Raw genomic sequence first — 13,040 nt, forward strand, 5'->3', positions numbered from 1 at the left:
GATAATGATTATCATTAACGATTAGGGGAGGCTATACAGATGAAAAAGCAATGGATTCTACCGTTCATCGTGCTGATGTTATTTACGATGATTGCCAGCGCATGTGGTAACGGGGCTTCAAGCGGTGCATCAGACAATGGAAAACAAGAGGCAACTGCAACGGAAGGGACAAGCAGTGAAGCAGCGAATACTTCGGATACGATAACGTATCAATCCGAAACAGGGCCCGTGGAAATTCCGGCTAAACCTCAACGAATCGTTGCTTTGACGAACGGTCCCAATATCCTTTCTATGGATGTAACGCCAGTGGGCGTAGATAAATGGACAGCAGAAAATCCGCTGTTCAAGGATAAATTAAAAGACGTTGCTATCGTAAGTGATGAAGATCCGGAGAGTGTCTCCGCTTTGAATCCTGACTTGATCATTGCAGGTTCACATATGAAAAATCTTGAACAACTTTCCAAAATTGCCCCAACGATTGTATACACATGGGGTAAACTCGATTATTTGCAACAGCAACTGGAGATTGGTAAAGTGCTGAACAAAGAGTCTGAAGCACAAGCATGGATTGATGATTTCACCAAAAGAGCCGGGGAGATCGGCAATGAGATTAAAGCGAAGTATGGAGATAAAGTAACGGTGTCCACCATCGAAATCGCTGATAAAGAAGTTTTTGCCATGGGGGATCACTGGGCACGTGGAACGGAAGCGCTGTACCAAGCGATGAAGTTGAATATGCCTGAAAAAGTAAAGAATGATACGTTAAAAGATGGTTATCACTCCTTGTCACTTGAAGTTCTTCCGGAGTACATGGGTGACTTCATCGTGCTCAGTAGAGACATGACTCGGGATAACGAGATTATGAAGTCGGGAATCTGGAGTAAAATTCCGGCCGTTCAGAACAAACAGGTTATCGAGCTCGATACCAAAGCGGTGACGTACAGTGACCCGATTACACTCGACTATGTATTGAATATTTTCAAAGAAGGATTTCTTGGCACAGGGAAATAATCAAGCAATTAACACCTAAGGGATTACGCGTAAACCTTTCATAATAAAAATGCTATAAGAGAAGAGACGAAGAGGCACAAAGGCCCTTTTCGTCCTTTGTTAGTTAAACGAAAACGGCCTATCTCGTACATTCGAGATAGGCCGTTTCCATTAAAAGAAACAATGCTATAAGAACAAAATCAACTTACTGCAAAGAATGTTTGAACAAGAGAAAAGATTTATTTATCCTTTAAGTCTGCGATAGATTTGATATCCATGTATGCTGGTACAACAAGCCCCGTTTTTACACCTGTCATATTGGCACCAAGGTCATCCAATTGATCCTTGTATTTAGCCCAATAATCAGCATGTGTCAGAGGAAGCCATGCAGCCGGAGAAGCATCCACGTCGCCTGATGCAACACCCGTCCACATTGGTCCGGCTTCAACTTGCAGTGCATTGACTTTATAACCGAGATTGTTTTCCATTACATATTTCAGTAGGTTCGTACTTGCAATCTCGGAGTCCCAGGCAACATAACCGAGACGGAACGTATCACCGTTCACGGGTGTCAGACCTTTCGTCCATTCATCAATCTGATCTTTGTGTTTCCCCGCATAGTCTTTGGCAGCTTGTTCCGGTGAGGTACCATCCTGAATGGCAATCATCATCTCGCCCATCTCATCCGAAGTCCATTTGAAGCGGGACAGGAATTCATAAGCTACCGGATGATCTTCTTTCAGACCTTTACGAGCGATGGTATGAATTTCTTCGGCATCTCCATAGACTTTATCGGGATCTTCCAAATATTTCAGGTCATATTGGTTGAACATCCAATGCGGAGTCCAACCTGTAATAATAATTGGTTCTTTATTCTTGTAAGCTTTGTCCAGCGTAGCCGTCATGGCTGCGCCGGACCCTTCTACCAGGTTCCAGTTGGTCAGGCCATATTTTTCAATGGCACTGGCGGTGGATTTCATAATACCGGCACCTGGGTCAATACCGATAATCCGGTGGTTGACTTCATCTCCAACGTTGGCATTTGCCGCAGGTTCAGAGGATGAACCAGAAGTTGAAGCCCCCGTTTCCAAATCTTCAATCGAGTTAACGTCCGTCATATATTTAGGAACAACCAGACCTGTGCGTACACCTGTCATATTGGCTCCAAGGTCCTCAACTTGATCTTTGTAACGTTCCCAGTAGTCAGCATGTGTCAGTGGTAACCAGGCCGCAGGAGATGCATCTACGTCACCTGAGGCCACACCCGTCCACATAGGTCCAGCCTCAACTTGAAGTGCGTTGACTTTGTATCCGAGTTTGTTCTCCATGACATATTTCAGCAAGTTGGTACTTGCAATCTCGGAATCCCATGCAACATAACTCAGTTTGAACGCATCACCGTTCACGGGTGTCAGACCTTTTGTCCATTCGTCAATCTGATCCGCATGTTTCTCTGCATAATCTTTGGCAGCCTGTTCAGGGGATGTACCATCCTGAATGGCAATCATCATCTCACCCATCTCATCCGAAGTCCATTTAAAGCGCTTCAGGAACTCATAAGCAACCGGGTGATCTTCTTTCAGGCCTTTACGAGCGATGGTATGAATTTCTTCGGCATCACCAAACGATTTTTTGGGGTCTTCCAAATATTTCAGATCATACTTGTTGAACATCCAGTGAGGAGTCCAGCCAGTAATGATGATTGGTTGTTCGTTTTTGATGGCTTTGTCCAGTGTAGCGGTCATCGCGGCACCCGAACCTTCAATCAGGTTCCAGTCTGACAAGTTATAATCCTTGATGGCTTTCGCGGTTGATTTCATAATGCCTGCACCTGGATCGATACCAATAATCTGATAGTTCACTTCCTTACCTACAGCATTGGCTGCTCCGTTGTTGCCACCAGCAGATGTTGTGCTGCCCGTGAAGTATTGAGAGAAGCCAGCAACAAGTACAAGTAGTGTTGCCGCTGCAGTAATCCATGCCTTTTGTTTCGTAGAGACACGGGAAGTTTTTTTACGGCCAGGCATAAACAGATTTTGCGTAAAGCGGTCAAGCACGATGGCAAGTACCACGACAGCAAGACCGGCTTCAAAACCTTTACCAATCTGAAGCTGCGTTACAGCACGGTACACTTCTGCACCGATACCCTGTGCACCGATCATGGATGCAATAACAACCATGGACAGGGACAACATGATGGTCTGGTTAATACCGGACATCACCGTAGGCAAGGCGAGTGGAAGCTGTACCTTGAACAATTTCTGAGCCGAAGTTGATCCAAAAGCATCCGCTGCTTCAACCAGTTCACTGGAAACTTGCTTAATCCCCAGGTGAGTCAGACGAATGGTTGGCGGAATAGCGAAGATCACCGATGCTATAACGCCGGGAACAACGCCGAGACTGAAGAACGTAACGGCTGGCAACAGATAAACGAATGCTGGCATCGTCTGCATGAAGTCAAGCAGCGGTGTGATAATCCGTGCAGCCGTTTTGCTGTATGCCAGCCAGATACCAACAGGTACACCGACCAGAATTGAGATCAATCCTGACGTGATAACAAGACCGAGCGTGTCCATGGATTGAGACCAGTAGCCCAGGTTATCGACAAGCAGGAATCCGATAACAGTAAACAGGGTAAGAGGCAATCTGCCTACCAAAAACGCCAGTACACCTAGTATAGCAATAAACAGGAGCGGATGAGGCAACATAAACAGCCCCGAGAAAAATCCGACGACTTCCTGAATAACGACAGAGATCACTTTAAACAATCCGGAGAGCGAGGAGCTCATCCAGTCAACGATGGATTCAATCCACGATGCTAGTGGTATTTTGGGAATCATTCACAGGTTCCTCCTTTGTTGCGACTTCACCGCTTAGTGCACCGAGCAGGGCTCCGCGAACGATAACGCCTTGCAGACGGCCAGTTTCGCTTACAACAGCGAGTGGCACATGGGCTGAACTTACAATCTCAAACAATTCATGAATGAGAGTTTCAGGCGACACTGTCGGACCATCTGTAATCAGAATATCGTTTAATACTTTATTTTCGCGCATTGCACGGGTTGCGTCTTCTGCTGTAATGACGCCCAGCAATTTTTTGGAGCGGTCAATGACAAACAGGTTCGATATCCCACGCTCACGCATTAACTCGAGAGCAACACGGGGACCACGATCGGTTGTAATTGTTTCAGGACGACGCATAACGTGTGATGCTGTGAGGACCTTGGACAAGTCCACGTCTTCGACGAAGCGGGCCACGTATGAGTTGGCCGGTTGAATCATAATTTCCTCCGGTGTACCGATCTGCACAACGGCGCCGTCTTTCATAAGAGCAATCCGATCGCCGATGCGCAGCGCTTCGTCCAAGTCATGGGTAATGAAAATAATTGTCTTTTTCATCTTATCCTGAAGCTCAATCAACTCATCTTGCATATCACGACGAATCAATGGATCAAGCGCACTGAAGGCTTCGTCCATCAGCAGTACTTCCGGGTCATTCGCAAGTGCCCGAGCGAGGCCGACACGTTGCTGCATCCCGCCGCTCAGTTCATCCGGCATTTTGTCTTCCCAGCCTTTAAGGCCAACCAGTTCGAGTGAGGTCTTGGCTTTCTCACGGCGAACTTCCTTATCTACCTTTTGAATTTCTAAACCATATTCCACATTATCAAGAACAGTGCGGTGCGGAAACAACGCAAACTTCTGGAACACCATACTGATCGTTTTCCGGCGTACTTCTCGCAATTGTTCTTTGTTCATTTTTCGCAAATCTTTGCCATGAACCAGTATTTCTCCGGATGTTGGTTCAATCAGGCGATTGAACATCCGAACCAGTGTGGACTTACCACTACCGGACAGGCCCATAATAACGAAGATTTCGCCTTCTTTAATTTCCATGTTGACCCGATTGACACCAACCGTTATTTGTTTTTCTTTGGCCAACTTTTCTTTGCCCCAACCTTGCTCCAGTAATTCAAGACCTTGCTCGGTTTGGGGGCCAAACAGTTTACTTACGTTTTTTACTTCAAGTATGGTCATGTTTTCACCCCTTCTGATGTGTTGTGCACTTCGAACGGCCTTCAGCAACCACAAGCCCATACACTTGTGCGCCCAGCCACGAAATCCGGTAATTTTTGCTTCGCTTCCCGTCTTTCTGGGTAACGGTTTGTATTCTAACAATAGTTAACCAGTATAGCAACCGAATAAACAGTACATAATGTTTATACAGTAAAAACTGTACAAAGTTTTCCTTCGAAATGCTCTGTTTATCTCCTTATTATGGCTAATCAGACATCTTTACATTTATTATTGCTTTTCCTACAATAGAAAATGAGCTGAATTAAAGCTTATTTTTTTGGTTAAATGATCATCGTAGGCAAATTGAAGCATGGTAAAGTTCCCAAGATAATCCATTGGGTGTGAGGTGTTTTCTAGCTTATAGAATATCCAGTTACATGCTTTCCCATGTAAGCAGAGCTTGAACATGCTGATTTTTTGCCAAGACTGGAATGTCAGAATGGAGGTTGCAAGCATGAGCTTGGACCATTTGCAAGAGGATCAGCAGACAGCGGTGCTGAAGATCCGTAAACGCGTTATCGAAGCCATTGGACGAAATATGGATCTATACGGCGTAACGTTGTCCACGGGACATTTATATGGATTGCTATTTTTCGCAGAAAAACCGATGACCCTTGATGATATGGGCCGGGAAATGGAAATGAGCAAAACAAGCATGAGCACCGGAGTAAGAACTCTGCTGGATCTAAAAATGGTAAATAAGGTGTGGAGCAAAGGCTCCAGAAAAGATCTATATGAAGTGGAGTATGACTGGCATCAGACGTTTACGGATTATTTCGCCATTAAATGGAGAAAAGCGGTGGAGAGCAACCTTCAGATTCTTCGTAAATCCGTAGATGAGATGAACCGGTTGATGGATCAGCTTGATGAGCAGACTGACGCTGAGCTTCTGCAAGTACTGCATGAGGACAAGCGTAAAGTATTGCAAGCGGAAGCATACTACCGATGGCTCGACAGGCTTATTGATACGATGGAAGATGAAGAAATCTATAAGCTTGTTCCAAAAGAAGAGATTAAAGAAGAAATGAAAGAACAGTTATAAGCTCGAAACAAAGGACCCATTCCGTCAGGAAGGGTCCCTTTGCTTTTTAACGCCCGATGACACTCAAGTTTTCGTGTACCAATGCCGTAGAAGGATGCATGACAACGGGCTTCAATAGGTTTTTCTTTTTCCGCTGTATATGTTGTGAGGGAATCTGCAATGTGGAGCCTTTGGCTTGTGAATGAATAAGCGGAGAATTCATTCGGTCTGTCCAAACGACATGCTTCCGGTCGCGACTCGATGTAAATGTAGAGGATGGAGCGACTTCCAACCGATGAAGTGCAAGTTCCTTGAAATTGTGCTTTGCTTGCTTCTCACGCCCGGTAAGCTCTGCCAACCGAATATGAGTCTCTTTCCAATCATCGGTCACTTCGACAATGACGACAGGGGCAATACCTTTCAGTTGATCAGTATAAGGTTGACAGGACACGTCACCAATAATCAGATCAGGTTTAGCTTTGCGAAGTTGTTCCAGTTGGTTCGTTAGATTACGTTCTTGCTCCGCTGTCTTCTTATTCTGACTATGGCCCAAATTCAGTGATTCAACTGGCTTCAATCCCAAGAAGTGTAGGTGCTCATCAAAGCCAGCGCTAGATATTGTGGCTACACGTAACCGATGTTTCTTCATATATATACTTGGCGCAATGCCAGTCATCTGCTTGAATTTACGACTAAAATAATATTCATTGCCATATCCAACGGATTCTGCAACCTCTTTGAGAACACAGTTTTCCTCTATCAGTTGCTTTTTGGCTTCTTCAATCCGTAGCCGATTGAGATAATCGGTAGGTGACATGCCTTTTGCTTTTTTGAAGCTGCGGGAATATGAGCTTGGGGTCAGTCCGGCGATTTTGGCCAGATGATCCATGCTAATACCTTCACTCATGAAACGACGCATATATGAAATGCTACGCTCCAGTGCGGGATCTACCTTTTCAAGGTTTTCTTCCAATCGATGCTCTGACAGGAATTGTAGAAGTTCATGTAACTGACTATGTATGCTGACAAAATGATCTGCAAGTTCCCCTCGATAGGAATCATACAACTTGGCCATTCGTTCTGCTGCCTGCTGTTCATGCCGGATGCGCATTTTGCCAGCCTGCCATTCAAATGGAAGATAGGAAGAAGCGGTCATGTTCCATTTGCCTCGTACTCGCTTCATATTGACTTGTTCCATACTTAACATAAGGAATTCAGTGATTCCTGAATGAGCCACTGCATCGATAGTCAAGCCGGGTTTGATCAGAAACAGTTCACCAGCCTGTGCTTCGTAAACGATGTCGTCCAGAACCAGAAGGCCGTTGCCTTTTAAAATAAGACAAAGTATGGGCCGGCTTACCGTGATGCCTTGTATACGGAAATTTTTTCCGCGACGTACTCGGCACATGGAAGAGAGTAGCGGTAAAGAAGAGGTTTCGGTTAATACGGGAAACGATTCATTCATACGGACCATCCTTTTGTCTTATTTTCTTAATGATAACAATTATCATTCTCAAATGGAAGGCGTTTTTGAAAAATAATTTCGACAAAACAGAAAACGTGAAAAGAAAAATGAAAATTTTATACGTCGAATGTAACATATACGTCAAAATGTGAGCATCACAAAAAAAGATGACACCCAGCACCAAAGCTGTAGAGCCATCTTATTCTTACATTATTAATCAAACCTGAAAATCTAACGAATCTGGAAAGGACTTAATTCAGTGTAATCAAAAGAATGTTGTCCAGGAATATATCACTTAATGCTTGTTGCCCTGTTCCATTGGACTCTGAATGATATAAACGGAATTCATCTTTCGCATGGATGTAGAAGATTCCTGGAACATCATCTCGCAAGTGGAACGTTTCCCATTCGTCAGCAGCTATTTTGCTTACTTTTAGAGATGGATTGACTGCATAAAGGCCGTTTTTTCCAGAAATGTAGGCAACATCCGGTTTATCATTCATCCATTGATTCGTAACGTAGGTTACGTTGCTCAAGTTGAGATTAGACGTTTTACTCACCTTGCTCGCAGTAACCGTTTTGGCGTACGCTTTTTGATCCGCATCAATGATTACCACCTTGTCTGTTCCAACTGCACTGACTTCTCGCACGCTTTTGGAGTGAAGCTGAAATGTTTTACCGGATGTTGTCAATGCATAAGCTTTGCCCAGGGTATAGTTATATTCCTTGTTGCTGTCCAGCTTAATACCGCTATTGTACACATATAGATTGTTGCTCCAGCCACCGGAATAAACGGCGTTTACATCAAGCTTGGCTTTTGCATTCACGGCCGTGCCTTTACCTGTGTTGTAGTTGGCCTTGTACATCACAATAGCTTTTGTAGAGTAATATTGCTCGTCAGGATTGGTGTTGACCATGAGTTGTAATTCATTTTTGGCAAAGTTCACAAAATAACGACTCTCTACAGCACCTTGGGCCAGATTCTGTACGTTTCCAGTACCGTTTGATGCTTTGGAAGCCACCCACGTATTCCCGCCAACCAAGGCATTATAGTACACACGTCCTTTGGTCACGATTAGAAGTGGATAGTCCGTATTAACTTTGTCCGCAATTTTGGTTGCAGATGATATACCTTGGTCGCCATTGGCACGATATATGCTTCCCTTGGAGTCTATGTAGTAGATAAATCCGTTATCCGCATAATAATTGATGACATCGGAAGCGAATGTCTCTGGTTCATCACTGGAACCGTCATTTGGAACGCGAAGTAATGTTGTGGAAGTAGAGGACTGAGTGTAGTAGAGATATGATCCCGCTGCAGTCAAATCTACGCCTTCAAAATCAATTAATACTTCTGCTGGATTGCTACCATCTCCGGATACTTTGTAAAGTACGCCATCAGATTCATAATAGACGGTTGACTGGCTTAGCGAAGCTGCTTGGGCAGCGGTTCCGCCTGCTAATGTAACTGCTGTAATGAGTGTAAATAACAGCAATGCACAGAGGGTGCGTTGTACATATGTATACCCTGTTTTCATTCTTGCTTCCTCCCCTTAGATATATGTCGTCAATTTCTTATGTTATATCGGTAAACTATGGAATTTATGTTAGATCTAGAATGGGGATGAGAGCAGGGATAGAAGGAGAAAAAGCAAGAGAATGAAATTGAATTTCATACTCGGTTCAACTTGAAATCCATTTGCGCATGATGCTACCATTCTCGTCCTGAAATATTCTCCACCTAATTTGGACGTGGTAACATGGTTGTGACTGAACCACAACGACAGGAGAGAAACGATATGATGAAGATAGCAACCATAGGTACAGGTTCCATTGTAGATGCCATTTTATCCGCGATCAATGAACTGGAGGATGTCAAGGTCACAGCGATGTACTCCCGTAAGAGAGAGACTGCGCAAGAGCTTGCAGGTAAATATGGGGTAAGTACAATCTATACAGACCTGGAGTCCTTACTTTCGGATCAAAATGTAGATCTCGTTTATATTGCTTCGCCCAATAGTATGCATTATGAACAGGCCTATCAGACACTTCAACATGGTAAACATGTTGTATGTGAAAAACCGTTCACGTCCACGCTTCAGGAAGCAGAAACGCTGATTGCACTTGCAAAAGAAAAGAACCTGCTGCTGTTTGAGGCCATCTCCAACATTCATTTGCCCAATATCAAAATCATCGAGGAGCAACTACCAAAGCTTGGTGCGATCAAACTGATTCAGTGTAACTACAGTCAATACTCCCGTAAATACAATGATCTTCTAGCGGGGCAGACACCGAACGTATTTAATCCCGAGTTCTCTGGTGGAGCGCTGATGGATATCAACATTTACAATCTGCATCTGGTTATGAGTTTGTTTGGCAGTCCGAATACCGTTTCGTATACAGCGAATCAGCATGCGAACGGCATTGATACATCAGGAGTTGTGGTCCTCAAGTATCCCGAGTTCATTGCAGAATGTGTAGGTGCTAAAGATACGAATGGCATGAACTTTGTGCTCATCCAGGGAGAAAAAGGGTACCTACAGGTTGTAGGAGGAGCGAACGGTTGCCGGGAAATCAAGCTTCAGATCGGGAAAGAGCCATCTGAGGAGTATAGTGCGCAGAACAAAGCCAATTGGCTGTACTATGAGTGGGAAGTGTTCAGAGATATTTATTTGGCTAAAAACTATAAGCGGTGTTATGAACTGCTTCAACACAGCCGTTCTGTAATGAACGTACTGGCGGAAGCTCGCAAAAATGCGGGAATTGTTTTTGCCGCGGACGCGGATAAATGATTAATGATAAATCTCAGTAGTTGTCGCTAATGCTCGCCATATACAGCATATCAAACAGATAGAGTACCGAGATCATGGAAGACATTTTGGATAACCTCAATTGTTCGTTATAACCATAGCTTAGCAGTGTTTCATCACAATGTCTGGACAGTGTTGAAAGATTGTTTTCGGTCACGGCGATGACTTTACGTTGCATATTCTTCAGTACTCTGGCAGCTTCAATCATGGATGAGTTCTCTCCCGTATGAGATATGACAAAAGACAGGATGAACTGACTGGTATTCATTGTATTTAAATAATGCATGTTGGGACCATTGTGTGCCACCGCCGCAATGCCAAGCTCGTTCCATTTGGCACAAGCTTGCTGTGCCAAATAATAATTCATATCGCTACCGTAGATATCGATACGTGCGGATTCTTTGACCCAATTCGCGATTCTTACTAGAACAGGAGCGCTTAACATACGGTGTGTCTCATCCAGCGCCTGGTGATATAGGTAGGGAACAGAGTCAATCGCAGCCAGTACATTGCCTTGTTCTGTGATTGTATGATCCGGCGTCCGTAAGGGGGAAGAGGGATGTTGTTGATATTCTAGCGCAAGCTTTAACTGAAAGTCTGGGTACCCTTTGGTACCCAGCTTTTTGCATAGACGAACAATAGTGGACGCACTTGTATAAGTCTGCTGAGCCAGTTCATGGGCTGTAGAGTGGAATACAACTTCGGGGTCGTTCAGGATAAAGTCCACAATATGCTTCTCCTGTGCCGTTAATGATGAAGCATATTTTAATTTCTGGAGTAGGTTGTATTCCATGCTGTTGTTCCATTCCTCTCTATAATCATCCCAAGTACATGTCTCCACATCATAACTCGCGTCTGTTTATTTCTCAATCAGATCTGACTCTCCGCAAGTTGCTGACGGCGGTTCCACATGGTTACGAGACGGAGTAAAATAAAGCTCGTGAGCAGCATCACTGCACCGGTGCCCAGCAACATCCATGGCCCAATCATTAACATGCCGGTAGCCTGACCAGCAATCAGGGCAATCAGGGGCAAGACAACAAGTCCGCCAAGCTGGTAAGCTTCCTGAAATCCCCGTACTTTAGCCGAGATCAGCACATTGAGGAGAATAACGGCTAAACTGCATGTAGGGACCACCCAAAGGATCAGAATGATCCAGTTCCAGTTCGGAAACATCAGTGTGCCGAAGATCGGGTACATCAGGATGTTGGCAATGACCCCATAGATGATGAAGGTCACCCAGGACAACAATACTGACGGAATGAAAGCAGCCAGAACTTTACCTCTAAACAGTGTACTCATGCTCATTGGTGTAAATAGCAAACCTTCCAGTGTCTTGCGTTCCTTCTCGCCAGCGAAACTGTTGGCAGTCAGGATGCTGGAAGCCATCACTGGAATGATGAGAAACAAGGGGGCGAACATATACAAGCCAAGAAAATAAACAATGCGTTGATTGTCTGTGCTCATGGTAGCAAGGGAGGGCATCTGTCCACTCTGAATGAGCTTGTCTAATGTGTCCAATACAACATTTAAGTTACTAATCGAGTGTAGATCCACGCGGGATGCAACCCACAACATAGCAGAGGGAACAATGATTCCGATAATTAGCGGTACAATCAGCATAGGCAGCCATAGTTGCACACTGGATGTGACAGAACGAATATCTTTACGAATGAGTGCACGTATCGCCTGACGATTATTCATGTGCATTCGCCTCCCTTATCGCAAAATAGATGCTTTCCAGATCATTACCTTCCATACGTGCCTGATAGACCTGACCATGCTCGGTCAGCTGCCGAAGCAACAACGGAATATGCTCTCGAGACGAGAGTTGGTATGTTGCTGTATGCGCTGTAACCGTCTCAGGCGAATAAATCCCCGTCTTCCAACCGTGTGGCATATCTGCTTCGACCTCTAGCCGCGGTGCGGATTGATAACGCTGAATGATCTCCTGTTCAGTCCCTTTCTCAACAACACGACCCTTTTCCATAAAAATATAATGATCACACACGGCGGAAAGCTGAGTAAGCACGTGTGAGGAGATGAGAATCGTCAGGTTCAGCTCCGTATTTAACTGACGAATGATACGAAGCACAGTCTGGATTCCGTCAGGATCGAGACCGTTGGTCGGCTCATCGAGAAACAAAATCGAAGGGCGGTGCAACAGCACCCGTGCCAGACCTAAACGTTTCTTCATCCCTGTGCTATAGGTACCGACCTTACGATGCTGGTAATCCTGAATCTCAAGGAGATGCACCAACTCGTCAAAGCGTTCAGTTGCACGTTTTAGCCCAAAGGCATCCGCAAAAAACAGAAGATTATCCCGCCCACTCATATTTTCGTACAAGCCACTTTGCTCGGTCAGTGTTCCGCAGATTCCCAGCACCTTTTCTGTTTTTATTGATGTATCCATGCCTTGGATGGTAACCAGCCCGCTGTTTGCGCCCAGAACTCCGTTCATGATCCGAATGAGGGTTGTTTTACCCGAGCCGTTTGGGCCAATAAGCCCGGTTATACTGCCCTGTTGAATCGTGAAGCTGACATCTTGTAGCGCTTGATGCTCCCCGAAATATTTGTTTATATTGAGAACCTCAATCATGTATAGTCACCGTCCGTTTTCTAAATTTGATGATTATACGTCCAGCGGTGTCAGATCGTTCAACTAAGACTAAAGAAATAT

The 13,040-nt window shown here is 44.7% G+C and carries 10 protein-coding genes; 3 read left to right on the plus strand and 7 right to left on the minus strand.

The features are described from left to right. Positions 1–39: 39 nt before the first annotated feature. Positions 40–1,011, plus strand: coding sequence for an ABC transporter substrate-binding protein (locus tag MHI38_RS23055; protein WP_090918171.1), 972 nt, complete (start codon positions 40–42; stop codon positions 1,009–1,011). Positions 1,012–1,229: 218 nt separating this feature from the next. Here MHI38_RS23055 and MHI38_RS23060 read toward each other — a convergent pair whose 3' ends face one another. Both MHI38_RS23060 and MHI38_RS23065 read right to left on the minus strand, forming a co-directional pair. Beyond that, positions 1,230–3,830 carry a glycine betaine ABC transporter substrate-binding protein gene (locus tag MHI38_RS23060; RefSeq protein ID WP_341181737.1) on the minus strand — a complete coding sequence of 867 codons (2,601 nt, stop codon included), beginning with the start codon at positions 3,828–3,830 and terminating at the stop codon, positions 1,230–1,232. Further along, positions 3,796–5,025: a quaternary amine ABC transporter ATP-binding protein gene (locus tag MHI38_RS23065; RefSeq protein WP_154890862.1), complete on the minus strand. Its 1,230-nt coding sequence runs from the start codon at positions 5,023–5,025 to the stop codon at positions 3,796–3,798. Before MHI38_RS23065 ends, MHI38_RS23060 begins: the two co-directional genes overlap by 35 nt. A 493-nt stretch (positions 5,026–5,518) precedes the next feature. Between MHI38_RS23065 and MHI38_RS23070 the strand changes: the two genes are divergently transcribed. Continuing rightward, the gene (locus tag MHI38_RS23070) at positions 5,519–6,106 is read left to right on the plus strand and encodes a GbsR/MarR family transcriptional regulator (RefSeq protein ID WP_090918165.1); all 588 of its coding nucleotides are present in this window, start codon (positions 5,519–5,521) and stop codon (positions 6,104–6,106) included. Positions 6,107–6,152: 46 nt separating this feature from the next. Here MHI38_RS23070 and MHI38_RS23075 read toward each other — a convergent pair whose 3' ends face one another. Both MHI38_RS23075 and MHI38_RS23080 read right to left on the minus strand, forming a co-directional pair. Next, a complete protein-coding gene (locus MHI38_RS23075) occupies positions 6,153–7,550 on the minus strand; it encodes a helix-turn-helix domain-containing protein (protein WP_186809749.1) in 1,398 nt (465 codons plus the stop codon). A 251-nt stretch (positions 7,551–7,801) separates the two neighbouring features. Further along, complete coding sequence (locus MHI38_RS23080; RefSeq protein WP_154890864.1) at positions 7,802–9,088, minus strand: DUF5050 domain-containing protein; 1,287 nt, start codon at positions 9,086–9,088, stop codon at positions 7,802–7,804. Positions 9,089–9,352: 264 nt separating this feature from the next. Here MHI38_RS23080 and MHI38_RS23085 point away from each other — a divergent pair, with 264 nt between their 5' ends. Continuing rightward, complete coding sequence (locus MHI38_RS23085; protein WP_154890947.1) at positions 9,353–10,342, plus strand: Gfo/Idh/MocA family oxidoreductase; 990 nt, start codon at positions 9,353–9,355, stop codon at positions 10,340–10,342. A gap of 13 nt (positions 10,343–10,355) precedes the next feature. Here the strand turns inward: MHI38_RS23085 and MHI38_RS23090 are convergent, their stop codons facing one another. The 3 genes from MHI38_RS23090 to MHI38_RS23100 all read right to left on the minus strand — a co-directional run bounded on the left by MHI38_RS23090 (position 10,356) and on the right by MHI38_RS23100 (position 12,959). Further along, positions 10,356–11,153 carry a MurR/RpiR family transcriptional regulator gene (locus MHI38_RS23090; protein ID WP_154890865.1) on the minus strand — a complete coding sequence of 266 codons (798 nt, stop codon included), beginning with the start codon at positions 11,151–11,153 and terminating at the stop codon, positions 10,356–10,358. A gap of 77 nt (positions 11,154–11,230) precedes the next feature. Further along, positions 11,231–12,064 carry an ABC transporter permease subunit gene (locus MHI38_RS23095; RefSeq protein ID WP_167375682.1) on the minus strand — a complete coding sequence of 278 codons (834 nt, stop codon included), beginning with the start codon at positions 12,062–12,064 and terminating at the stop codon, positions 11,231–11,233. Further along, positions 12,057–12,959: an ABC transporter ATP-binding protein gene (locus tag MHI38_RS23100; protein ID WP_341181738.1), complete on the minus strand. Its 903-nt coding sequence runs from the start codon at positions 12,957–12,959 to the stop codon at positions 12,057–12,059. The genes MHI38_RS23095 and MHI38_RS23100 overlap by 8 nt, the downstream gene beginning before the upstream one ends. Positions 12,960–13,040: the final 81 nt, after the last annotated feature.

It is taken from the genome of Paenibacillus sp. FSL K6-1558, assembly GCF_038002565.1.
GTDB lineage: Bacteria > Bacillota > Bacilli > Paenibacillales > Paenibacillaceae > Paenibacillus > Paenibacillus polysaccharolyticus.

What these genes read in the sequence shown, in the direction of transcription:
- MHI38_RS23075 (WP_186809749.1), bottom strand. Translation starts at nt 7,550, where the DNA reads ATGAATGAATCGTTTCCCGTATTAACCGAAACCTCTTCTTTACCGCTA.
- MHI38_RS23090 (WP_154890865.1), bottom strand. Translation starts at nt 11,153, where the DNA reads ATGGAATACAACCTACTCCAGAAATTAAAATATGCTTCATCATTAACG.
- MHI38_RS23060 (WP_341181737.1), bottom strand. Translation starts at nt 3,830, where the DNA reads ATGATTCCCAAAATACCACTAGCATCGTGGATTGAATCCATCGTTGAC.
- MHI38_RS23095 (WP_167375682.1), bottom strand. Translation starts at nt 12,064, where the DNA reads ATGAATAATCGTCAGGCGATACGTGCACTCATTCGTAAAGATATTCGT.
- MHI38_RS23070 (WP_090918165.1), top strand. Translation starts at nt 5,519, where the DNA reads ATGAGCTTGGACCATTTGCAAGAGGATCAGCAGACAGCGGTGCTGAAG.
- MHI38_RS23080 (WP_154890864.1), bottom strand. Translation starts at nt 9,088, where the DNA reads ATGAAAACAGGGTATACATATGTACAACGCACCCTCTGTGCATTGCTG.
- MHI38_RS23055 (WP_090918171.1), top strand. Translation starts at nt 40, where the DNA reads ATGAAAAAGCAATGGATTCTACCGTTCATCGTGCTGATGTTATTTACG.
- MHI38_RS23100 (WP_341181738.1), bottom strand. Translation starts at nt 12,959, where the DNA reads ATGATTGAGGTTCTCAATATAAACAAATATTTCGGGGAGCATCAAGCG.
- MHI38_RS23085 (WP_154890947.1), top strand. Translation starts at nt 9,353, where the DNA reads ATGAAGATAGCAACCATAGGTACAGGTTCCATTGTAGATGCCATTTTA.
- MHI38_RS23065 (WP_154890862.1), bottom strand. Translation starts at nt 5,025, where the DNA reads ATGACCATACTTGAAGTAAAAAACGTAAGTAAACTGTTTGGCCCCCAA.